This window comes from Paenibacillus sp. p3-SID867, assembly GCF_025142895.1.
Taxonomy (GTDB): Bacteria; Bacillota; Bacilli; order Paenibacillales; family Paenibacillaceae; genus Paenibacillus_AQ.
In genome coordinates this window covers 539,724-563,951 of sequence record NZ_JAMBDM010000002.1, presented here as the reverse complement: position 1 = coordinate 563,951, position 24,228 = coordinate 539,724, and the positions used below count along the sequence as shown (strand labels likewise).

The window sequence follows — 24,228 nt, the reverse complement described above, 5'->3', positions numbered from 1 at the left end:
ATGGCCCCAAAGCGAATACTTTCTGCTAAGAGATCTCGAAAGCTGGAAGGGTCGTTATTTATTGCACCGTGGTTGATCGGGTTCATCGCTTTTTTAGGATTTCCGCTGGTCTTCTCACTCTTTATGAGCTTTCACACGGTAAAAATATTACCGAAAAAAATTGTGTACGACTTTGTTGGCGTTAAATATTATCGTGAGATCTTGTTTAACAGCTCGGATCTATACGATAAGTTAATTCCATATTTTCAAGAAGTCGTCATCATGATCCCGGTTATCGTCATATTCGCCTTGATGATCTCCATCATGCTTAACCAAAAGCTGCCCGGCCGATTTGTATTCCGTGCCATCTTCTTCTTACCGGTTATCTTCTCTACGGGTGCTGTCCTGATGTCATTTATTAATCAAGGGGAAGGGAACCTGGGATTCCTTGAACGATTTAATATTGGCGGTTACATGGATATGTTCCTTGGGGATAGCTCATGGGCGAAACCTGTAAAGACCGTATTGAATCAGTTTGTCCTGGTCTTATGGTATTCCGGGGTCCAAATTCTGCTCTTTATAGCAGGACTTCAGACCATCTCAACTTCTGCGTATGAGTCAGCTCGAATTGATGGCGCTACACCTTGGGAAGTATTCTGGAAGATCACACTACCAGCTATGTCGCCGTTCATCCTGCTGAACTTAATTTATACCGTTGTCGATATGTTTACGTTCCCATCCAATCCTGTCATTAGTCTGATTAATACGGGCAACTACGGATTTAATAGTGCGCTGGCCTGGATTTACTTTGCTATTATTCTTGTATTCCTGGGAATTGTTATTCTCATCTACAGTAGAATTAACCGAAAAAAATGCCGGAGTAAATCGTTAGTGAGGAAGGGAGGCAGAACATGAAGGTTGAAATAGCAACGCGTGTGAAACAGAAGTTCTCGACGAAACGTGGATTACGACAAGTGAAGTATAGCATTCTAGGGCGAGAGATGAATCAAGGACTATTATTTAAACTGGTCTTGTACGGAATATTCATCGTAACCTCCTATGTGTATATGAACCCGATTTTAAAAATGCTCGTGAAGATGGTCATGAGTGCAAAGGACTTAATTGATCCAACCGTGACGTGGATTCCGTCTTCCGTTTACTTGGGCCATGTGTTCGAAGCATGGAAGCTGCTAGATTATCCGAAGTCACTGTCCATCAGTTTACTTATCGCGATTTCGACAGCTGTGCTGCACTGTATCTCGTGTGGGTTAGCGGGATATGCCTTAGCAAGGCTTGATGTGCCATTCAAGAAGACCATTCTATTCCTTGTTTTCCTGGCATTCATTATTCCGCCGCAAGTGGTTATCCTGCCTACGATTATGGTGTATACAAAGCTTGGGTTGAATGGTCATTTATTAACCTTAATTTTACCTTCTATTTTTGGATTCGGTGTAAAGGGCGCACTCTTTGTTATCATCTTCCGGCAGTTCTTCTCCACACAGCCTAAAGCATTGGAAGAAGCGGCGCGTATCGATGGTGCTAGTGCTTTCAGATTTTATGCACGGGTTATGTTTCCTTTGGCAAGACCAGCGATTCTGGTCGTCCTGTTGTTCTCGTTCGTCTGGACTTGGAATGACACGTATTATCCAAGGATGTTCCTCGGTTCAAGTGGGGATATGCCGCTAGCACTGAAAATGTCATTTATCGATAATCAGTTGACAACGTTTATTACGAATGGAGGACTGCCGGAATATTTGGCAGAGCCAATCAAAATGGGTGCAAGCTTCCTGGTTATATTGCCTCCGCTTATTCTTTACCTCGTTGCCCAGCGTTACTTTGTTGAGAGTGTTGAACGTACAGGTTTGGTCGAATAGACCTGGATCTAATCATTTGGGATAATACAGGAGGATTATGAATGAAGAAACAAACATTATTTCTAATCATTACTTTTGTATTCATGCTAACCACATTACTTTCAGGTTGTACCGGCAATGATCCGGCAGATAAAGAACCGGAAGTTGTATCCGAAGCAAAGCCTGCTGGGACTAACGAAGAAACTTCACAGGAAGAAGAAGTGGATTGGACGAGTAAAGCTGTGACGGATTTCAGCGAGGAGACAACGATCACCATTCAACATGAATGGGGTATCGATCAGATTGCTCCTCTCATGCAGCCTATTGAAGATAAGCTCAAAGCAGAAGGCAAGAATATAACCGTTAAATGGATTCAAGGTGATTCCACTTCGGAAGCACTGCAAGAATTGAACGCTAGTGGTGTTATCCCGGATATTATATACAGTTCCAAAGGGATTGATGGTTTACAAGAACTGGATATGGTTGAGCCCATTGATGACTTGATGAAGATATACGAAATGGATGAAACCAGTATCAATCCATCTGTCATATCTTTGTTCCGCTCCTACGATGATAAGGGTTCCATGGTAGGTGTGCCCACGTTTGCTGATACCATTACGTTATTTTACAACAAAGAGATTTTCGATATGTTCGGCGTTTCTTACCCGACAGACCATATGACATGGGATGAAACCTTTGAGTTAGCTAAGAAGTTGACCGGAGAACGAAATGGTGTAAACTATCGTGGTCTGGAGATGGGCTATACGAACAGCCTGACGAGCGAAGCGCTCGCACCTCTTAAAGAAATTGTTACGAATGTCGTGGATCCTGAAACGGATGAAGTATTACTTACGAAGGAGCCGGCAGTCACAAGATATTTTGAATTGATGAAAAAGTTCTATAGCATACCAGGGATGTATGAACGTGATCCGGACAAACAAGCAAGCTTCTTTGCCGGTGGAACGGCTGCGATGTTAGTGTCTTGGCCCACATATCTGGAATGGGGAATTCCTGAAACCATTCGACCGAATGTAGATTCGGTTCTCATGCCAATCTGGGGAGGAGAAGATCAGTTAGCGACACCAACGCAAGCTCATATGTATGTATTGAATAAATACGGTGAGCAAAAAGATGCAGCTTTCCAGTGGATGAAAGAAGTCGTTGCGGAAGATATGCAGATGAAGTTCTCCGCAGCAGGATATCCGACGGTATTGAAGAATCCTGAAGTAATCGCGACATTCGGGAGTGAAAAAGATATTTACGAAGGCAAAAATGTAAAAGCGTATTTCCCGGAAAACGCAAAAATCATTGAAGGTAGAAAATCGCAATATCAACGATTAGCTGAAGGTATGATCACGGAGAAATTGAAAGACTTCGCCAACTCGGATATGAATATCGCCGAATTTTTACGTAAGCTGGAAGAGGAATTAACGATTAAGATCAAGGAAGAGAAACAAAAGAAAGAACAAGGGCAATAAGAATCCGGACGCCTGCATAAGTACGTTGTTAAGAACCTGAGGTCATCGTCTCAGGTTCTTGACGCTTTGAGAGGAGCATGTCCTATCGTGATGTATGATAAGCTTCCAGTCCTGAACCCAGAGGAAACGATCCCGTTATTGCAGGATCAATTCTATTATCCACCATATATTACGCTTGCCCATATGTACAAACCTCCAACGGGTTGGTTTATGACACCTCAGCAGATTAGTCAATATCAGCTTCTATATGGAGTCGAAGGGAAAGCAGATAATATGATGAATGGCGTGAAGTGTCCGCTTGGAAAAGGGGATATTTACATCATTCGACCCGGTGCTGTTCGGTCATTGCAACCCTCTAAAGATGATCCATACGTGGGAATAACCATTTCATTTCATTTTGGACTGTCAAAGTCACCAATCGAATTCATGTTTGGAAATGACTACATGAAGGGGAGCGATCCAGATGGTTCGTTACTAGGCAAACTGATCCCCCTAATTCAGGCAGTCCAGCAGCATACGTTGACAAGCAATATGCTTGCCCAAGGACTGTTGTTACAAATATTGTATGATTTGGCTAATAACAATCCGGTGGATGGAACAGCGAAGCAGACCACCAAAATCAATGCGAAAATGGTGAAAATCTGTAATTACATTAAAGAAAATTATAGCACGACGATTCGTTTAGATACGTTAAGTGAGATGACCGGGCTGAGCAGGAACTATATCATACGGCAATTTCGCAAGTGTTACGGCATGACGCCGTCTGATTATCTGGCTACGATTCGCATAGAGAAGGCGAAGCAGCTCGCAATTGAAACCGACCTTTCAATCAGCGAGATTGCGAACCAGGTCGGATATACGGAGCTGCACTCCTTTAGTCGAATGTTCAAAAAACGAATGGGAATCAGTCTAAGTCAGTTTAATGCCACGCTTATTTCGTCACTCGATATCGTCTCCCCCCTAGAAGAATCTTAGGGGGTTATTTTTGTTATAAAAGTGTTACTCTGGGCTAAATACTTCCAAGGGTTTGCCGAGTAAACTATGAATGAAAGACCGGATTGGAAACGCTTCCGAATGATGGAGAATAGATTAGGTTGATTCAGGATTAGCTTGTTCAAAGGTAAGAAACCCGGATCGAATGGCTCTTGCATTCATTAAATCCATTCTTTTCGCATCGGTATTATGAGTTGATGAAACTGGGAGGGTTTATGTATGAAAAGAAGTGGTCAAAAAAGTCTAGGCCTGCTGCTCATGATGTGTCTATTGTTCATGTTCGTTCTGGGAGCATGTTCCTCAGGCGGGGGCAGTGAAGGTACAAGTGATAAGCCAGATACAACAGAATCAACCGCAGGAACGAATACGAACACGGAAGAGCAGGTGGCGGAGCCTGAACCTGTAGAGGTGAAGCAATTCTCGAATGAACCCGTTACGTTAAAGGTAGCAACCCAATGGGGGGAAGAAAATTTCCAGAACAATTTTGTTCAAGATATGAAGGAGCTTGTTCCCCATATTACATTCGAATATGTCGATTGGAACGGAACGGCTGAAGGGATCCAAGAGATTAACAGCGCAGGGACGGTGGTTGACTTACTAACGCCGAACCTTGGGGTAGATGTGCTGCTCGATCTCGATATGGTGCAGCCACTGGATGAGATGGTAGCAGAGTATGGGATAGACTTGAGCACCGTGGACCCTTCGTTTATTGCTCTGATTCGCGCTCAAGACCCAGAAGGACGGTTGATCGGTTTGACGGGCAATGGAGGGATCTATGGCCTCTTCTATAACAAGGAAGTATTCGACCTATTCGGTGTTCCCTACCCGACAGACAATATGACCTGGGATGAAATCATTGACCTCGCTAAGAAAACGACAGGTATCCGGGATGGTAATCAGTATGTAGGCTTGGAGTTTGGCTCGGATACGGTGGATGCTGCTCTGTTGCAGCTGTCCACAACGTTGACGGATCCGGATACGGGGGAATTGCTATTGTCCAAAGATCCGAAGTTTACAAAGTATATGGAACTCATGAAAAAAATATATAGTATTCCCGGCATTTACAATCCGGAGGAACCAGATAAGTTTATGCAAAAAACAGCCGCGATGGAAATCAACTGGCACGGCTTCCTCACTTGGTTCGGAGGGGATACCCCGGAGGAAAGAGCAGAGTTCAAGAAGAACATGGACATTCTGCCGGTACCATCCTGGCCTGACATCCCGGCGACCGCTCCAGCGGTTCATACGGCCCCTACCGTCATTAACCCGTATAGCGAGAATAAAGAAGCAGCGCTGCAAGTCCTGCAAGCGATTATTTCCATAGAGAATCAAACGAAGGCTACAAGAAAAGGCACCATCCCGGCTACATCCGATGTGGAAATTCGCAAACAGTTTGGTGCCGACAATCCGGATCATCAAGGTAAAAATGTAATGGCCATGTTCCAAAATCAATTTGCCCTTCCTCCTGCTAGAGCAAGCGTGTGGGATAAGTATGTTGATTTGAATGGGGCTATGCAGAAGTTTGCGACCTCGGACATGAACATCCCGGAGTTCATCCGTGTGCTGGAAGAGGAATCTGCGATCAAGATTAAGGATGCCAAGAATAAACAGTAAGAGAATTTCAGACAAAATAGACTTACGGAATAGGAGCGAGTAAAATCATGACAGATCTGCTGCATAAGGAAGGCTGGACCCTCGTATTTCATGAAGAATTTGACGGGGAAACGCTCGACCAGACGAAGTTCTCACCCTACGGGTTATCCCATTGGAAGACGTTAGAGGAAGCAAAGGCGACCTATCAATTCCGGGATAGTTGTATCGTGTTACAACTGCCTGATGAGCAAAAGCGTGTATCCGCGATTGTTACGGGGATGCGAGATGGACTGCACCGTTACGGTGATGATCTCGGGCTAAACCATCATGATCGTGCTTTCATGAACCTTGTGACGAAATATGGTTACTTTGAGCTACGTGCGAAGGTGGCGAAAGGGAGCGGGCTTAATTCAGCTTGGTGGATGATCGGGTTCGAAAATGAGAAAGAGCAAAATGCTGAAGTCGACATTTTTGAAATGTTAGGCAAAGATACACGTTTACTGAATACGACCCTTCATTCATTGCGTGATACGGAATTGAAGTATGCCCATATTCCGTATCGTACGGATGTGGACTTATCTGAAGATTTTCATGTATACGGCTTTGAGTGGGATGAATCCGGTATGAAGTTCTATCTGGATCATGAGCTGTACTGGGAAATTGATCAGTCACCGGATTATCCGATGGTTACCCTGCTGCAAATTAATGATGGCGATGGAGGATGGATTGGCGATCTGGATCGATCGATTCCGTATCCGAAGGAATTCCTCGTAGATTATTTAAGGTTATATAAACGTGAAGGGATGCCTATGGAGCTCACTCCGCTGGAAGGCAAAGAAGGCAACCTCGCCCGGTTTGCCATTAGCGGAGTAGGTAACGATATTACATGGGGAGATTTGTACAATGCACAGTCGCATATATGTTATATCAATGACGGAGATCCGAATACCGCTCTAATCAGCAAACCGGAAGAGTCATTACCTCACTATATTTATTTGGATTGGATGGAACCGAAAGCATTTAATACGGTATCGTTAACGACACGAGCGGGATTGAAGCAAGGTCCGACACAGTGGGATATTGAAGTATCTCCTGATGGTCTAACCGATTGGCGTAAAGTGGGGGAGTCAGGGCAGGTCGCATGGAGCCATCGTGAGGATGAGCTAGAAACGCACGAAATCACGTTTGCCCAAATAGAGCAGGTTAGGTCGCTTCGAGTGGTTATTCAAGCCTTCAACGGTAGCCATGAATCAGGATCGTACCTAATCCAGGATATTGCTGTCTATTTGAGCGCAAAGGCGTAATGGATCAGAGCTCAATGCGTGGAAACCTATGTGAAGGACGGTAGGAAATGGATGGATGGCGTAAACTGAAGCAGTCGTAGTTACCTCATTGTAGTATATTTTATCACTTTACATGTCTTAGGAATCAATGATCAACGCCGAAAGCCCCAATTCCCATAAAATGACGGTTGAAACGTATAAAATCAGGGTATTGGGAGATGAAGGTATACCATCATCAGGAGGCGATGAAGTGAAGAAGAAGATATACACGTTGAAACATATGGCAGGAGCATTTCTTGCTGGAGCCATGCTGTTTTCAGGATTTTCGCTGGCGGCTGCAAATCCCGAAGGAGCCGTAGATGCGATTAAACACACGATGTCTAAAATAAGCTACTACGTCAACGGCAAGGACCAATCTACACCTGCCGGTCAATTCATGAACCAAGGGACGGCTGCGCCGGATTCCATTATTCATAACGGCACGACCTATGTGCCTGTTCGCATGGTTTCTGACCTGGTTGGCCAGCCTGTGTACTGGGAGCAGGCTTCCAGGACGATCTCTTTGGGGCTTCCTGTAGTCAAGCTATACAATGCGGCGGGCGAGCCTGTTGGTTCCGCTACGTTGGAGCAGATCAAAGACGGGGTGAAGGTAAAGATTACCGCATCCGGCCTAACTCCAGGCAAGCATGGGTTCCATGTGCATGAGAATGCAATTCAGGGAACGGATTTTAAATCTGCCGGAGGGCACTTTAATCCGACCGATAAGCACCATGGCCTTGAGCATCCACAAGGAAGCCATGTCGGCGACATGCCGAACCTAGTCGTAGGCGCAGACGGAAACGTGGAAGCGGAGCTGACCATTCAGCATGGAACGCTTGATAAGAATCAGCCGAACTCGGTGTTGGGGCGCTCGCTGATCATACATGCCGGCGAGGATGACAATGTTACCGACCCGGCGGGCAATTCCGGCGACCGTGTGGCTGGAGGGAATATCCCAGAGTAATCTGGCAAGTTGCAGCACCTGCGGTTTGCAACATATGAAATCCAGTGAAAAACGCATCTCCACAGGGAGGTGCGTTTTTTTGATGGCTGCGCAACGGAAGGTGATAGAAGGAACTGGTGGAGTGCTTTATGTAAGGTGTAATCTTGGTTGATACGTCGTTAACGATTGACTGCTGTACTGTAGAGGGATCTTCGAAGTTCCGGTTTGGACCAGAACAGGGATACTGTACAATATAACCATGGGGATCGTTAGAAGGTCTTTATGAATGATGTGCTTAGGTTGATTCTCATTAGACTCTTGCAAGTCCTCATGAAAAGTTAGTGAAAAGGATGTTATACGCATGGTTAATATTATTACCGTTATATTTGGCGTGATCGGTGCATTTACTGTTTTTAATTTACTATTTGCTTGTTTATATTTGTTTAGTAAAACGCTAGGGAATAGATTTTACAGATGGATTGTCCATGATTTAGAGTTTTTGATGGTTTTGGCCTTTCCGTTGTTCGGACCGACTCAATTTATAGCAAGCCAAGTATATGAGCGTTTTAGCTGGTTCGCCGCTAGAATTGTACTGATATTCTATTCCATAGGATTAATGATTTTAGCTGTTATTTTCTTTATGTTGTTTGGTCATTTTGTGGATATGGCGTAGTGGGTAGTAGTATGAAGAGTTCTTCTAAATATCAAGTGACCACCATCGCGGCTGCAATTTCGTTTGGTATGATAAAATATGATACAAAATTAACCATTATAAAAAGGTAGGGGATATTTGGTGAAGTTAGTCTATTTTAATGATACGGGTAAGGAAATTAACATTCACCTAGGAACATTTTTGCAAGGTAGTAAAACTTCCAAGGAACCTATTAAGCCCTTAGAGGAAAGAGTTTTTGAGCTGCCAGAAGGAACATATCCTTGGATTAAGATGTGGGATTATCATGGACAGTTATCTATATTCGTATCCGGAAAGAAGATCAATGAGCAAGAAGATGATGGTCATGTGAAAGACTTTTGATGTGTTGGGAGAAGAAGATGAAGACGATTATAGATCAAGTATTGAGAGGTATAACGGGAGTAGAAAAGTACAGTAGACGGCTCCCAGACAAAAAGGCGTTAATAGGGAAAACTCAAGAAGGCTAGTGGAAGTATTCCGATGGCAAGTTTGAGATAGTTGGGGATGAATTAGGACGCGAGCGAATCGCGTCCGTTATTTAATTGATGCTAGAGGGATGCAGGATGCATTTCCATCCGATAAAGGTCAATGACCATATTTGCGCCTTTTAATATATCTAGTCCGATGAGTCCATTGATTTGATCAATATCTTCATGAAATACACCAAAATCCATGTAAAAATTGTCTATGACGAAGTTTCCTAACTGGACTTGATCGATCTGCTTGCGGAAAGAATATTCATCTCCGCCAATCCCAAAGCTGCGCACTAGTTTATCTCCATTTTCAAAATGTATTCCAACTTGCGTCACGATATCAGAGGAGAGAAGAGTATGCGCTGCACCGGTATCGATGACTAAATGATTGATCGTTAGGGAACGACCTTTAAAACGAATCGTCATGGAAGTTTGCAACAGATTATCGATATATTCAATCAGCATGCTAGCGACTCCTATAGAAAGGGTGTTTTCTCAATTCGATAGCAATTTCTTCTTGGCCCGTATGGTAGACGATGTTGTTGTCTTTGCATGTTAAAAGCTCTTTGGTCGCCTCGGAAGGGTCTTGAATGGCCCGAACAAGAGCAACCTCGTCAACGTACTGTATGTTGTCTTCGGTATGTGAATTAAGGATTTCTAACAAGACATATTGATCGGGATAAATCGAACGCACTTCTCGCCATTGCATTGTGATCACTCCCATTCGTTTATTGTAATCTCCGATTTGATGGGTGAGCATGTTTCGCTATTTTATAATAGAATTAATCCCTTATCAAACCATGGATAACATAATTATACCTTATAACAAAATAAAAAAACGTGCACATTATTTCTCCAAAATAAGTCGTGACACTTTTGGGAAAGTACATTGGCTGATAACTTATCGAAACTCCCATAGTTTATCCTTGGTCTTACTTAAGTTGTATAGAAATTATAGAATCTTCCCTTCACACGACAGTCGTGTGAAGGTTTTTTATTTAGAACATGCATTCGCTGACAAACAGCTGTTCATTTAGAACTATAAAATATGATAATCAACGATACTAGGCTAAACTTCCGGAGTGCAAATACTAGGAGTTTCAGTGAGAAACGGAAAGAAGGTATACATGAAGCAAGCTTTTATTGCAATAACAGGTACCTCGCATTATTTCGGCACGAGTTTTTTGAAGCCGGGGATGGTCGTACAGCTTGTTAAAGATCCTGGCAATCCGTATGACGAGGAGGCGATCCAGGCGGTTATTCCTCCGATTGGAAAGATCGGTTACGTTACGAACAGCACACATACGGTGCCTAAAGGATGTCGGAGCGCTGGTCGGATTTATGATTCATTTGAACAACAAGTCTACGGAGTGATTCGGTTTATTGTGAAGGACTTGGTCATAGTAGAACTTATGGAAGGTATAGCAGCATTCGATGTTTTTCTCCAAACAGAACATCAATCATTCCCTTTAAGTGAGAGAAATTTGCCGTAATTTGTTTTTTATTGTGGAATTAGGAAGGGACAGTGGGAACTTTGACGAATTTAGGTATATAGAATTAAGAGGGAGGAGAATTGGCATGGACCTGGTAGATCGATTGTATCAGAAAATAATAGAAGATCCGCTATCCCCTAAGGTGCTGATTGTCCCATCCTATTCACAAGGGCATCAATTGCTTGAGCGAATTTGCGAACGCTTCGGCTCTATTTTTAATGTAGAAGTCCAGACTCTCCAGGGCATGGTGCACGCCAATACAGCATTAGAGCTAGCGCGCAGAAGGCTTCGTTTGCTTGATGAGGATCAGTTGTTCTGGGTGGTTCGACAGCTGATGCTGCATCAGGCCGAAGCAGCCCCGCACAGCTACATTACACAAAAATCAATGGTAAACCCCGGGGTGGTCCGTAAAGTTCATCAGTCGCTTGTTGAATTGCGGATGGCTGGAGTTCGTTCCGGAGAATTCCATTCGAATGACTTTATGAACGAGAACAAAGGCTTGTTTCTTCAGCAATTGCTTGGTCGTTATGAGACTTTCCTCAGGGAGCATGGCCTGACGGATTTAGCCGGCTTGGTGGATTGTTGTAAGCCAGCGGCGAATGACACCAATTTTTTAATCCTCCAGCCCACGGGTTGGTCTAGAACGGAATGGTGTCTCGTAAAAAAAATAGCGGGGAGCCGCCTGCATATCATCGATTTCGATGAACCTTTTTATACCAACGCAAGATTCTCTAATAATCAATTTACGATGTTTCGGGCTGCCGGAAGTTTAGCGGAAGTCCGTGAAGGATTTCGCAGGATGCAAGCCGAACCGGCTCCGCTTGATCATATGGAAATTTTGTTGTCCGATTATGAACGATATGCGCCTGTGATCCATTCGCAGGCAGAGGCATCGGGGATTCCAAGTACGTTTTCAAACGGGCTCCCAATCACTTATTGCACGGCAGGCAAGGCCGTATTGGCCATCCTTGATTGGATCGATGAAGGTTACCCGGTGTCACGGCTTACCGAGATGCTTCGTCATGGATGTCTGAAAATTCCTGACCAGCAAGCATCGGCGGGAGTTTGGATTCGCCTGCTGGAGCGCAGCGGAATCGGCTGGGGCAGACATCGATATGTCGCAATCCTTCATTCCAGAAATATAGGCGATGAGCAGCAAGAGCTGGGAATGAAACTGCATGAGGTGATTCAGGGCTGGTTCGACAATCTTCCGGAAGGAAGCGAGTGGAGGCCGGATCAGCTGCTCGAATGGTTGTCGGATTTTGTTGAGCAGCATGTGCCTGTTCATTCGAGCGACGACCAGAGCGTAAAAACCGCGATTCAATCTTGGAACACACGTCTATCGGGAATTATGGTTGGACCAATGACATCCGAGTGGGCGGTACGATATGTAAAGGGAATTTTGAACAGTATACGAATCCGTGTCGATGCAACACCGAAGCCCGGGGCAGTTCATGTTACTTCCATACACAATGGCGGCTTCAGCGGAAGATACCGAACATGGATCGTTGGCATGGATGAGCGAGCCTGGAGCGTGCCGGCCAAACAAGATCCTCTGCTGTTGGATGAAGAGAGGGCGGCAGTATCAACAAATTTGCAGCTGATCCGTGAACAAGTCAAACAAATCAGGAGTGTTCGTGATGCCCGGTTATCACTGATTTGCGGGGAATTGTGGCTTAGTTATGCTTCGTACGATCCGGGGGAGCGGGAAAGCCGCAGCCCTGCATTCGAGATGCTGCAAATGATGAGGCTGCAATCTGGGGATGACACACAGGATTTCAGTGATTTAGAGAGGGTATTAGGCCAGCCGTACAGTGTAATGGATGTGCTGCATCCGGAAGTACGAAGAAGTACATATGATGAGATCGATGCATGGGCGCAATATCTTCGGGATCCAAGCGGAACAAAAGATGGATGGGAAGCCGTATCAGATGCTTATCCAGCCTTGGCACAGGGATATCTAGCCCGGGTGAATCGCCAAGACGAAAGGTTATCGAAATATGACGGGTGGCTGAGTATGAACATAGCAGAATTCCCAAGTACGGATGGAACGCTGGGCCAAAAAGCCATTAGTGTGAGTCAACTCGAGAAATATGCGGCATGCGGACTGCAGTACTACTTTTATTCCGTGTTAAAACTGCGTCCCAAAGACATTCCGGTCTTCGACCGTACCCGTTGGCTGCAGCCCGATGAACGGGGAACGCTTCTGCATCATATATACAGGGAGTATTTAGAGGAGGTTACGGAGTCCGGGACAAAACCGTCGCAGCATGACAGACGCAAGCTGCAAATGATTGTAGACCAAGCGCTTGAAGATGCCGCGCATTCCATACCGTCTCCAAGCGAGCATGTGCTGAATAAGGAATCTGAGGGTATTCGGCGCGATGCAGAGGTTTTTTACATGAACGAAGAAGGAAAGACCGAACAGCCCTGCTATTTCGAGTTGGAACTAGGGACATCTGAAGGTGAGCCGATGGTGCTGACATTGCCTGGCGGAATTCAAATAAGATTGAAAGGTTTTGTAGACCGGGTTGACCGAATCGGCCCCCATGAATATCGAATCATTGATTATAAAACAGGCAATACAAAAAGGTATGCCTCTTCTGGATATTTCAGCGGAGGAACACAGCTGCAGCATGCCCTGTATGCAATCGCGGTTGAACAGTGGCTTCATGTAACAGGAAGAGACCCTGAGGCGAGGGTGACGGAAGCGGAATATGCTTTTCCAACTGTACGGGGAAGAGGAGAGTATGTTAGGAGAAAGCAAAACCGCAGGGAGGAATTGGGCGACATTGTATCTAAGCTTCTGGATTCCATGAACCAGGGGGTGTTCATTCCAACAAAGGATGTTAAGACATGTACGTGGTGCAATTACCAGGCGGTGTGCGGCTCACACGCCGAGTGGATGGTGAACAAACGTGGAGCCGCTGTTAATGCAGCTGCATTAGGTTCACTGCGGGAGGTTGAAGAGATTGATTGAATCTAGCATATTAAGCATGCCTCCAGATCAAGCAGACCGTGAACGGATCCTTCTAGATTTAGATACGACGCTGCTTGTGGAGGCGGGGGCCGGTTCCGGTAAAACGACTAGTTTGGTGGGCAGGCTTCTTGCCTTAATTGATCACGGCGTGCATGCGGAACAAATCGCGGCTATCACATTTACGAATAAAGCTGCCGGGGAGCTCAAGGAACGATTCCGAGTCGCGTTGGAAACCGCCAATCGGACAGCTGAGCCCAGTTCAATGAGCGGCAGTCGATTTTCGGCTGCTCTTAGCAATCTGGATCTCATGTTTATTGGAACAATCCATTCCTTCTGCGGTTTGCTGTTGCGGGAACGTCCGATCGAAGCGGGGCTCGAACCCTATTTTGAGGAGATGGCGGAAGAGGAGGAAAAGCTCTTTCATGCTGCCTGTTGGGATGAGTATATTGCTGAATTGAATGACACGCAGCTGCAGCTCTATGACGAACTATCATCGCTCGCCGTTAATGTGAATACCCTGAAGGAAGTTTATGATCGGGTATCCATGTTCTCCGATGTCGAGCTGCCTTGTCAGGAACGAAATTATCCGAACTTCGACCGTATTCGGGAGACGCTCTTTCCACTGCTTGACGCGGCGGCACCGTATATTCCATCGACTGAGCCTGATCCAGGCTGGGACAAGCTTCAAATGCTTGTACGTACAAATCGCCAAAAGATGCAGCTGATCGACTTGAAGGACGATATGCGCATTCTTGAAATCGCTGAGGAGTTCGAAGGCAAGATCAATGTAACGCAGAAGCGATGGACATCCAAAGAGCAGGCCATCGAGATGAAGACAAGATTTCTCGATTGGCAGCAGGCCGTGTTGCTTCCATTCCTGCAGGAATGGCGCGAATATTTATATCCGAAGCTGATTGCGTTCGTTCGTCCGGCTATTGCTTATTGCCAAGAACGCCGTTTGTCTGCGGGACGTTTGAATTTTCAGGATCTGCTCTTGGAAACCGCCAAGCTGCTTCGCAGCCATCGTGAAGTTCGGACATATTTTGCACAAAAGTACCAACGGATTCTTGTTGACGAATTCCAGGATACGGATCCGGTTCAGGCAGAGCTTATTTTTCTGCTGACGGGCGTTAGCGAGTCGATACTGGAGGATCTGGACTGGAGGCAACTGAAGCCGAGGCCCGGCTCACTATTTCTGGTTGGGGACCCGAAGCAGTCGATCTATCGTTTTCGCAGGGCAGATATCTCGATCTACAACGAGGTTAAAGCGCGAATCCGGGAGTGTGGGACAGTACTCAAGTTAACATCGAATTTCCGCTCCGTTCCATCGATTGGGGAGTATATCAACAGTCGGTTTGCAGACAAATTTCCTTCTGCCGAAACGGAATATCAAGCGGCGTTCGCGAAGATGGAAACGGACTGGGATCTCTCGACCCAAGCAGCAGGGCATGGTGTACACGTGTTGAACTATCCCAAGATTGCTGGGGGCAAAGCTGCGGCTTCCCTCGAAGATGCCAAGCGTATTGCGAGTTATATTTCATGGGCTTGTACCGACGGCAACCTGCAGATGATCCAGAGGGACGGCACAAGCCGGAATGCGGTTCCTGGGGACTTTATGATCCTGACCAAAACGAAACAATTCATCCACGTCTATGCCGAACAGCTGGATCTGAGCGGTATTCCTGCCGATACTTCAGGAAGCACGGCCGCTTATGAAGAAATGCTGATGCTCTGGCAGCTGGCCTGCTGCCTCGAGGATGCCTCCGATCAGCCTGCATTGCTGGCGGTACTGCGCGGCATGTTATTTGGATTAAGCGATCAGCAGCTGTGGGCTTACAAGCAGGTAGGCTGCCGGATCTCTCTATACGAGTCGATATCGCCGGGGGACCTGAGCGACGATGCGCAGCCAGTTGGCGCAGCATTGGCCAAACTACGCGTGTATTCGGATTGGGTCCGTACATTAAGCGCTGCGGCGGCTTTCAGCCTTATCGTCGAAGATCTGGGAATTGTACCGTATGTGTCGGCATTACCCGCAGGTTCGGTACGCGCTGGAACCTTGGTTGGATTGATGCAGCTTGTGCACAGCGATGCCCGAGCTGGTTCAAGCTGGAGCGAACTATGCCGACTGATGGAAAGAACCTGCAAAGGGATGGAAACATCGAGTCTGTATGCCGGTGGCGATCAAGCCGTCCGTGTGATGAATTTGCATAAAGCGAAAGGACTGGAAGCCGCTGTTGTTTTCCTCGCAGGTCCATGCGAAGAATCTGAACACGATCCCGCGCAATATATCGATCGGTCTTCTGATCCGGCGGCAGGGTATTTTACGATCCATAAAAAGGTAGGGGTTTTTCAATCGAAAACGGTAGCTCAGCCTCCGGGTTGGAGCCTAATGAGTGAGCGGGAGCGGACATTCGAAAAGGCAGAGAAAGATCGATTGTTATATGTAGCTGCTACGCGGGCCAAGCAAATGCTGGTCATCAGTTTATATCCCGAGCAGCCGGCCAAATGCCCATGGACCCCGCTGATTGAGGGAATGCTAGAGTTGCCGGAGCTTGAGGTTCCTGAACGCATACAAACGCCAAAAACGGAGTTAACCCAAGGACCCGATATCCTCAGCATTCGGGCAACTCGTCAACGCCAGCTGAATGATATTAGCCGGCCTACCTATTCGCTGCTGTCGGTGACGGAACAGACCAAGACGCTTCATGACCGCCCGGAATGGTCGTCGGAGGGGAAAGGGATGGCTTTCGGCAGCGTTGTCCACCGCTCGCTGGAAATGCTCGGCAAAGGGTTGGCCGAGTCGGATCTAGAAGGGGCCGTACATTTGCTTGCTAGCGAAGAAGGATTGGCAGCAGAGTACATACCCGAAGCTGTTCGAATTGCGCGAAGCATCCTGGTCAGCGAGTTGTGGCAGCGAAGCTTGCGTGCTCGCCGCCGGTTGTTCGAGCTGCCCCTGTTACTTAGGAAGAGCACTGAAGAGCTTAAGACTTACAATAGCTTGGCAATGGAAGACATCCAGCTCGAAGCGGCCGCGGCTTCGGCAATCGAGGATGAGACTGTAAAGCATGCTTACATGCGAGGCGTCATCGATTTTCTGTTCGAAGAAGAAGACGGCTGGGTCATTGTTGACTTCAAAACCGATCACATCGAGGAGGGGGCCCTGCAGACGTTTGTTAATTTCTATCGTCCTCAGGTTCTAGTCTACGCTACTGAATGGGAGAATACCTTTGGCTTCAAAGTTAAAGAAGCGGGGCTTTATTTTGCGGGGGTTGGGCGGTATGTGGTGTTGTAACTATTCTAAAAAACACATGTTCCAATGTACGACGATTGCTTAACTAGGTACAGTCATAACTTGGTATCGAAAATAAACTTCTTTGATGAGAATAAATATTAATTGCTGAATGATATGGAGGTATATATGTATAGCATTCATGGTGCTAAAGCAGAAAAAATAGAATCAGTTACTTTTATGGAGCTAGATATGGTGGAAAGTGACTTGGAGGAAATTTTAAGAAACAGTGTTTTTATGTTATGCGATGAAGAGGAATCCATGCTCATTGTGGGAAGACAGGTTAAAAACGAAAGGAATGGAAGAAGTGATTTAACTGCTATCGATAACAATGGTAACGTTGTTTTGATAGAGATTAAAAGAGACCGCAGAGATATTGAGAACCGAAAAGAAGCTTTCGAATTCCAGGCCATTCGTTATGCAGCTAGTTACGCTACTATTAAATCTACAGATGAGCTAGTTAAAAAGGTATACGCTCCTTATATTGAAAAATACCGAAATGAATACGAAACAAGCGAGTTAACTTCATATGAACTTGGCATCAGGAAGTTAAATGAGTTTTTAGAAAGAAACGGTGCAGTAAGCTCCTTTAACAACAAACAAAGAATAATATTGGTAGCGTCAGAATTCGATGATCAAACTCTTTCTGCCGTAGCCTGGTTAAATAGCAATAATGTTGATATTAGTTGTTTTAGGTTGGTTCCATACAAAATTAATAGTGACATATATATAAACGCAGAAAAGTTACTTCCTGTTGCGGACCATGATGACTATTATATTAATTTTTTGGATAGGTCATTTCCCGCAGTCATCAAAACCAAGAAAGACATCACTAGAAGAAGTCTACCTAAGATCGAAGCTATGCTAACTTGGGGAGTGGTAAGAGAGGGAGATACTATCGTAGCTAAAGGTAAGGGCGATGAGGCTATACTTCTATCGAATGGAAATGTGAATGTAGGTGGTCAGGAGTTATCCATGCAAACATGGCTAAAAGAACTTTTTGGATGGTCAAGTGTTCAAACTTATGTTTTTGCTATACATAAAGAAAGTGGTAAAACGTTGTCACAAATACGTGAAGACTATATGTTGCAGGTGGGAATTGAAGATTGAAGAAACAAGGTACGGCATATTACTATGCCTGCCTTTTTAATTGCATGTCTAACATGAAAAAATCCTGGAAAATAATCCATTGGAATTATGAGAATATAGAAGGGGATGGTAAATCTCTGTCGAATGATGTATATATTAGGAATATTATCATAGGAGATTAGAACTATGTCTGATAAGCTGTTTCGTTGGTTCAAAATTATTTATGCCATCCAAGCAAGACCTGGAATCAGCGCCAAGGAATTGGCGGAACGATGTGAAACCGAGGAAAGAACGATTTATCGCGATTTGCGTTCACTAGATGTGCTGGCTCCGATTACCAATGAAGGGTATGGCAAAGGCTACACGTTCGCTGGGGATTTTGCCATGTTCCCATTCAATTGGACGCAGCAGGAGGCACTGGTCTTCTCCATGCTTCCTTCCTTTGTCGATCAGAGCAACATGCCGCCGGGATTCGAAACGGCATACGATAAGGTTATGGCGTCACATTTTCGGCAGAAGAAGCGGGATCGCGAAATCCTCAAACATGTCACGGATATTATCCAAATGGGTTCTCCTGCATATAGGGAGGATGCGCCCAACTATCTATATCAAGTCATTCAGGCCATTGTTGAAGAAAAGACGATCACCGTCGTTTACCATACACAGAGCCGAAACCAACAAACGGAACGAGAGATCGATCCGTATTACCTCGTCCCGAGGGATCAACGCTTCTATCTGATCGGCTATTGCCATCAGGCGAAGGATATTCGGACCTTCCGTCTGAGTCGTTTCCGCTCTATGGAGATGACCAACCGCACTTTTGAGCGCGGGGACTTTAACCTGAAGAGTTATATGAAGAACACGTGGTCGATTGAACGCGGCGAGGAACAAATCCATTTCAAAGTGAAATTCTCGCCGGACGTCGCGCGTTACATCAAGGAAGAGGAAATGTTCGTCAGACCAAAAATGAAGGATTTGCCAGATGGCGGATTGCTATTCGAGGTTACCTTGAATCACGACAGGGAATTTATGAATTGGGTAAGTCAATACGGACCGGATGCTGAGATTTTGGCGCCAGTGTCTTATCGGGACCGGATGAAAGAACGGCTTGAACAATGGCGCAAGCTGTATGAGGGGGAATAAGGAACGGCACTATTGTGCCATTCCCAGCATTTCCGCCAATTTGCTGAATGGGTGGTTCTCCTCCGAGCCTGTGGAATATACCATTTCCGAGACGTACAGCTGATCTTCCGCGGCATTATTAGTAACCAATTGAATGTTAGGGAAGATGGATAAAAAGATTTTGGCCGTGTTATAGGCATCATCGGTTGCTCGATGCGGTTCCCCGATGAATGGAAGCTGCAGCAGATCAAGAGCCCGCTTCAATCCGAATCTCTGTCGATGATCCGATTGATGAAGCCGAGTAAACGCTAGCTGGATGTCGTTATAATTTTGAAGCCAATCTAAGGAGATCTCATGGTATCGGCAATGCTGCATGAGTTGATATTTATCATCCATGCCCCACGCGCATAAATAATATGGCGCCTCGCCGATCCACTCTTGAAAGGCTTTGAGCGCTTCAGGAAAAGACGGTGCTTGATCGACTTGATCCTGCGTAATCCCTGTAAACGGCGTCGTTTCCGGTGTTAATTTATACTGTCTCAAAGGCTTCACATAGGAATGAAACACATCGGTCATGACCAGTGTTCCTTCCTGTTCGGTCATTTTAATCGCACCGATTTCGATAATGTCGGCAAGATGCTGATGTTTACGAACCACCATGAATTCAAGATCGAAGATAATGTAATTTGGCATTGGAGTGCTCCTCTCTGCAATTGTTGTTATTAGTTTAGCAGAGGGGAGTGGCTGGGGTTGTCAGGGAATGGGTGTTCGGGGATGGGGGGGAGATATAATGCTTTCTAAGAGAATACGTAAAGAGAGATTAGGTTTACAAAATATACTATCGTATTCTCAACGAATTACCGATAATTGAAACAGAAAGAAAACATTGGGAGTGATTGATTTGATTCTTTTTATATTAGAGGGAAGGGGATTGTAATTCAGATATACTTGGTTATCTATACAAATTAAATAGTCACATGAGTGCATAGAGGAAATGCTTACGTAAATTAGTATTTATATATTACACTTCGCTCTTGGCGGAGCTTTTTTATTTATTAGAGAAAATATTCTGGAGGTTTTTTATGGCGGCCTTTTTTACATCGTCTCTGTTTTATTCATGTTATATAGGACTAATGTTTTTGATTTTCGCAGTAAGCTGGTTCTTTGTCCTTCGTCCCTACTCTAACAGTAAAAAAGCTGCTGCATCCATTAACGCAAAATTAACTGAGTTAGCAGAGATTCAGAATGTATCTGAAAAATTCCATCTATTTAACGAATGGGTAGAACAAAATGAAAACCGTTATATTAAGAAGAGCTTCCTTCCGGCATGGAACAGCTATTACCAAAAATACATGTTCTACCAGCAGAAAGGGATCTCCTATACGCCTGATATTTACGACTTTTTCTTTGAGGAATCGTTAGTACATAACTTTGGGAAGCGTAAATATGCAGAAATTGTAGCAGGCATTTTCTTATCCATGGGAATCGTGGGCACTTTTATCGGTATTGCATTTGGCGTTTCGGGGCTCCATGTAAATGGAAGCACAGACGTTATGCAAGATGGCATTGGCGTTTTGCTCACTGGAATGAAGGTTAAGTTTGCTTCCTCCATAGTCGGGATAATACTATCTTTATTTTGGCAACTACTAGATAAAGGAGTCTATTATCCAGGGCTTTCGCGTTCCTTTTCCGGTATTCGAAAAAATCTGGATGAAGCTTTCCCTACTCAAGATCAAAGTACTCTTTTGTATAGTATGGACCAACGCCAGGAAAAGCAAATGCAGGATTTTCAATCCTTCCTATCTGAAGTACTAATTCCTAATATGGTCAACGGTGTGGCAGATTCAATTCAGAAATCACTTGCTCCACAAATGGAACAGACACAACAAATGATGTCTGACCTAATGCAGACGACCACCGTAAATCAGGCCCAGGGAATGCAGCAAATGATCGACCAGTTTGTAACTCAACTTAACGAGTTGACTGGGGACCATATGAAAAACCTTGGAGACGCCTTAAATTCAACTATCGAATGGCAGCAGAAGGTTCATGCAGAAATGGGAGCTCTTGTTCAATCCATGCAAGAATCAGCCTCAAGCCAGTCGGCAATGGTGGATAAAACTACAGGTTTGGCCGAACAGATCCATAGTTATACCGAGAGGATCACCGATTATCAGTCGGTTCTTGAGAAAACGGTTGCGGAGTTAAATGCTACAACTGAGAAGAACAGCGAACTCCAAAGCATTACTACAGAGCTGCTGGATAAAATGATGGAAGAACGCAAGCTATTTAACGAGTACTTTGATAGTCACATGAGTACACTTAAAGAAAACGTAGGGGCAATCGTTAATCAGACAGGACTTCAGGTTTCGCTCCAGCAGCGATTCGAAGAGAATTTGCAGCGAATCTCTAATATCACACAAAGTCAGCAAACGTTGGCGGTTACGTTGTCACAACAGGCTGATTTGAGCCAAAGGTCGAATCAAGAATTGGAGTTGATCTTTGATAAATTTACTCATAACAACTCTGAATTTATTCATATCCAAGATGATCTGAGATCCTTAATAAGAGATATTCAGCAAGAACGTAAAGAAATGGATGGTATATCGAGCAGAGTACAAACCACATTGACAGAACAATTAACTGACATGGATGTAAGAGTCGAACAATTAAGATTGGTGTGGGAATCTGCCAGCGAATCTATGGCAAAGACGAACAAGCATCTCGAAACTTCAATGAACCAATTTGCTGATGATATGCACCGCGGGCTTCAAAATACTTTCACCCAATTTGATCAGGAATTAACTAAATCGGTACAGCATCTAGCCAGTGGAGTTGATGCGATTCAGGAAGGGTTAATCGATTTGCCTGATACCATGCAGACATTAAAACAAGCAGTAAATGAGATGAATCGCCAATCAAAACGGATATTGAATCCGGTAACTTCAGAATAAGGTGTTGATATTTTTTGGCTAGAGGATTCCGAAATGAAAGGCATAGGTCCCGATCTCACGAGGCGGAGAAAGAAAGTTTCTGGGTCTCGTATACCGATTTAATGTCCGCTTTGCTTGTTATTTTTGCTTTGGTCTTGATGATTACCATCTTTAATACACAATCGGCATATGAGGAAAAAGAAGCGGCTATAAACGAGAAAAACCAAATGATAGAGGAAGTAGTTGGAGTAAAATCAGAGATTATTCAGGAATTGATTAAGGCATTTAAGGATTCAGATCTAGCCATGGAGGTAGACCCACAGACAGGAGCGATCCGCTTTTCGGGAGGAGTCTTTTTTGAATCGAACAGTAGTGAAGTATCTCCCACTGGCAGGAAATACCTAGAGGAGTTTATTCCACAGTATATTAATATTCTTCTCTCAGATCGATTTAGAAATGAAATCTCTCAAATCATTGTAGAAGGTCATACGGATACGGCAGGTGGGTATCTGTACAATTTACAATTATCCCAAGATCGTGCTCTTTCGGTAGTGCAGCAAATCTTTCAACCAACCTTCCCAAACTTCAAATATAGGGGCGATTTGAAATCCGTCATTACTGCAAATGGAAGATCGTTCAGTATACCGATTTTGAAAGCTGACGGGAAGATTGACGCTAATAAATCCCGAAGAGTAGAGTTTAAGTTCCGTTTGAAGGATGATCAGCTGTTGGATCAACTACAGGGGTTAGGTGAAAAAGATGGAAATTAATCAGTACTTTTATCTATTCTCATTTAAACCTCAACTGTTAACGGATGAAAGAATTCGAATTGAACGTAAATATAAGAACAAGGCAGTTGATATCATTAAACGCCGAGGGAAGATGCTCCTGCCCAAGCTTCTCGAATTAATACGTTCTACGCCAATCGAAAAAATTGAAGAATTGGCACAAAGCCTAAAGAAAATGGAAGTATTATTACTTATTTACGATGACTATCCATTCCCCAATGAGAATCAGGAAACCGTACTGAAAATTAATCGAATTCTTACTTCACGTTATTCGATTGAGGTAGGTAAAACGGCATGGACTATCTTTCAGCATCAATTTGAAGAAGCTCTGTTGCAAGATTTATTACGCGGAGTTTATCATGTCGATCGTTTTGGGTTTCTGTTACTGGATGACCGATTACAGGAGCGGATGGAACATGCTGTTTACCATAAAGGTGGTATGGTGCAGGGACTGACTTCTATGGTGTTATCGATGGATATGAAAACCAAAGATATCTTCGACAAGTTAAAGGTGGAGGCAGAATCAAAGCTGGAAGCAACTCTAATGAAAAATGTACTGGAACAAGGTTTGGCTACAGATCAATTGATTAAACGGGATGGTACTGAATTTATCATGAGGTTGCTCGATAAATATCCGATGGATGAATATAAGCTTCTTATTAGAATTTATCTGGAAGCACGGAAGTTTAATCAATTTCACGCTAATCTCATCCAGCAAGCAGTAGATCGACTAAGAGATCCTAGAGAACGAATAACCGATTGGGAATTTTTGAGTGATGGGGCTCTTGAAGAAGTCAAGCGTTGGTTAATCCAGAAGAAACTCCAAATCATTTTTAAAGATGACCAAGACAATAAACGCCTTAACTATTGGAAGAGATTTATCGACTATATGCAGGATGTTGAATTAATTCAGGATCCGATGATCGCTTTTATTTATTTTGATAAGTTTGTTGTTGTCGAATATGGTCAGATGGGGGCTGCATACTTCTATCATCGTGAAGGTTTTGACCAAATTATCCATCCGATCAGTACTTCCTATTCCTTTAAAAACAGTCGAAGTCGGACCAATAAAGAAGCAATGCTTAAAGTACCTGAAAGAACAAGAAAAGGCATTCCTCTGTATATTGATAAGTTAGGTCATCACGGCAGGAATTGGGCGGATAAGTTCGACTATTACATGAGGTATTACCTAGACGGAGTATTTTAATA

Annotated in this window: 20 protein-coding genes; 17 read left to right on the top strand and 3 right to left on the bottom strand. The window is 44.5% G+C overall.

All coding sequences use genetic code 11. The features are described from left to right. The 9 genes from M4D81_RS05785 (at position 1) to M4D81_RS05745 (ending at position 9,194) form a co-directional block, all read left to right on the top strand. Complete coding sequence (locus M4D81_RS05785) at positions 1 to 894, top strand: carbohydrate ABC transporter permease (protein WP_260064987.1); 894 nt, start codon at positions 1 to 3, stop codon at positions 892 to 894. After that, positions 891 to 1,853 carry a carbohydrate ABC transporter permease gene (locus tag M4D81_RS05780; RefSeq protein WP_260064985.1) on the top strand — a complete coding sequence of 321 codons (963 nt, stop codon included), beginning with the start codon at positions 891 to 893 and terminating at the stop codon, positions 1,851 to 1,853. The genes M4D81_RS05785 and M4D81_RS05780 overlap by 4 nt, the downstream gene beginning before the upstream one ends. A gap of 41 nt (positions 1,854 to 1,894) precedes the next feature. After that, a complete protein-coding gene (locus M4D81_RS05775) occupies positions 1,895 to 3,310 on the top strand; it encodes an ABC transporter substrate-binding protein (protein ID WP_260064984.1) in 1,416 nt (471 codons plus the stop codon). Between the two features lie 90 nt (positions 3,311 to 3,400). Continuing rightward, the gene (locus tag M4D81_RS05770) at positions 3,401 to 4,285 is read left to right on the top strand and encodes an AraC family transcriptional regulator (RefSeq protein ID WP_260065101.1); all 885 of its coding nucleotides are present in this window, start codon (positions 3,401 to 3,403) and stop codon (positions 4,283 to 4,285) included. Between the two features lie 237 nt (positions 4,286 to 4,522). Beyond that, positions 4,523 to 5,917: an ABC transporter substrate-binding protein gene (locus M4D81_RS05765; RefSeq protein WP_260064982.1), complete on the top strand. Its 1,395-nt coding sequence runs from the start codon at positions 4,523 to 4,525 to the stop codon at positions 5,915 to 5,917. Positions 5,918 to 5,964: 47 nt separating this feature from the next. Further along, entirely contained in the window at positions 5,965 to 7,200 is a 1,236-nt protein-coding gene (locus M4D81_RS05760) for a family 16 glycosylhydrolase (RefSeq protein ID WP_260064980.1), read from the top strand. A gap of 229 nt (positions 7,201 to 7,429) precedes the next feature. Beyond that, positions 7,430 to 8,182: a superoxide dismutase family protein gene (locus tag M4D81_RS05755; protein WP_260064978.1), complete on the top strand. Its 753-nt coding sequence runs from the start codon at positions 7,430 to 7,432 to the stop codon at positions 8,180 to 8,182. Between the two features lie 340 nt (positions 8,183 to 8,522). Further along, complete coding sequence (locus tag M4D81_RS05750; RefSeq protein WP_260064976.1) at positions 8,523 to 8,834, top strand: hypothetical protein; 312 nt, start codon at positions 8,523 to 8,525, stop codon at positions 8,832 to 8,834. A 120-nt stretch (positions 8,835 to 8,954) separates the two neighbouring features. After that, positions 8,955 to 9,194, top strand: coding sequence for a hypothetical protein (locus M4D81_RS05745; RefSeq protein ID WP_260064975.1), 240 nt, complete (start codon positions 8,955 to 8,957; stop codon positions 9,192 to 9,194). A gap of 206 nt (positions 9,195 to 9,400) precedes the next feature. On the opposite strand, the gene M4D81_RS05740 is transcribed toward M4D81_RS05745, so the two are convergent. Both M4D81_RS05740 and M4D81_RS05735 read right to left on the bottom strand, forming a co-directional pair. Next, positions 9,401 to 9,790, bottom strand: a complete 390-nt coding sequence (locus tag M4D81_RS05740) for a retropepsin-like aspartic protease (protein ID WP_260064973.1) — start codon at positions 9,788 to 9,790, stop codon at positions 9,401 to 9,403. Position 9,791: 1 nt separating this feature from the next. After that, positions 9,792 to 10,034 carry a hypothetical protein gene (locus M4D81_RS05735; RefSeq protein WP_260064972.1) on the bottom strand — a complete coding sequence of 81 codons (243 nt, stop codon included), beginning with the start codon at positions 10,032 to 10,034 and terminating at the stop codon, positions 9,792 to 9,794. Positions 10,035 to 10,452: 418 nt separating this feature from the next. Here M4D81_RS05735 and M4D81_RS05730 point away from each other — a divergent pair, with 418 nt between their 5' ends. The 5 genes from M4D81_RS05730 to M4D81_RS05710 all read left to right on the top strand — a co-directional run bounded on the left by M4D81_RS05730 (position 10,453) and on the right by M4D81_RS05710 (position 19,319). Continuing rightward, positions 10,453 to 10,818: an HIRAN domain-containing protein gene (locus M4D81_RS05730; RefSeq protein WP_260064971.1), complete on the top strand. Its 366-nt coding sequence runs from the start codon at positions 10,453 to 10,455 to the stop codon at positions 10,816 to 10,818. An 85-nt stretch (positions 10,819 to 10,903) separates the two neighbouring features. Beyond that, a complete protein-coding gene (locus M4D81_RS05725; RefSeq protein WP_260064969.1) occupies positions 10,904 to 13,798 on the top strand; it encodes a PD-(D/E)XK nuclease family protein in 2,895 nt (964 codons plus the stop codon). Continuing rightward, a complete protein-coding gene (locus tag M4D81_RS05720) occupies positions 13,791 to 17,090 on the top strand; it encodes a UvrD-helicase domain-containing protein (protein ID WP_260064968.1) in 3,300 nt (1,099 codons plus the stop codon). The genes M4D81_RS05725 and M4D81_RS05720 overlap by 8 nt, the downstream gene beginning before the upstream one ends. A gap of 126 nt (positions 17,091 to 17,216) precedes the next feature. Then, entirely contained in the window at positions 17,217 to 18,197 is a 981-nt protein-coding gene (locus M4D81_RS05715) for a PDDEXK family nuclease (RefSeq protein WP_260064967.1), read from the top strand. Between the two features lie 165 nt (positions 18,198 to 18,362). Continuing rightward, complete coding sequence (locus M4D81_RS05710; protein ID WP_260064966.1) at positions 18,363 to 19,319, top strand: helix-turn-helix transcriptional regulator; 957 nt, start codon at positions 18,363 to 18,365, stop codon at positions 19,317 to 19,319. 9 nt (positions 19,320 to 19,328) lie between these two features. Here the strand turns inward: M4D81_RS05710 and M4D81_RS05705 are convergent, their stop codons facing one another. Beyond that, positions 19,329 to 19,991 carry a 3'-5' exonuclease gene (locus tag M4D81_RS05705; RefSeq protein ID WP_260064964.1) on the bottom strand — a complete coding sequence of 221 codons (663 nt, stop codon included), beginning with the start codon at positions 19,989 to 19,991 and terminating at the stop codon, positions 19,329 to 19,331. A gap of 389 nt (positions 19,992 to 20,380) precedes the next feature. On the opposite strand from M4D81_RS05705, the gene M4D81_RS05700 reads away from it, so the two are divergent. Genes M4D81_RS05700 through M4D81_RS05690 form a run of 3 tightly spaced genes read left to right on the top strand, consistent with a single transcriptional unit; the run spans position 20,381 to position 24,226 of the window. Beyond that, positions 20,381 to 22,252 (top strand): hypothetical protein, encoded by a 1,872-nt coding sequence (locus M4D81_RS05700; protein WP_260064962.1) that lies wholly within the window; start codon positions 20,381 to 20,383, stop codon positions 22,250 to 22,252. A gap of 14 nt (positions 22,253 to 22,266) precedes the next feature. After that, on the top strand, positions 22,267 to 23,001 hold the full coding sequence (locus tag M4D81_RS05695) for an OmpA/MotB family protein (protein ID WP_260064960.1): 735 nt from the start codon (positions 22,267 to 22,269) through the stop codon (positions 22,999 to 23,001). Further along, positions 22,991 to 24,226 carry a hypothetical protein gene (locus tag M4D81_RS05690; RefSeq protein WP_260064959.1) on the top strand — a complete coding sequence of 412 codons (1,236 nt, stop codon included), beginning with the start codon at positions 22,991 to 22,993 and terminating at the stop codon, positions 24,224 to 24,226. Before M4D81_RS05695 ends, M4D81_RS05690 begins: the two co-directional genes overlap by 11 nt. The last annotated feature ends 2 nt before the right edge of the window (positions 24,227 to 24,228 follow it).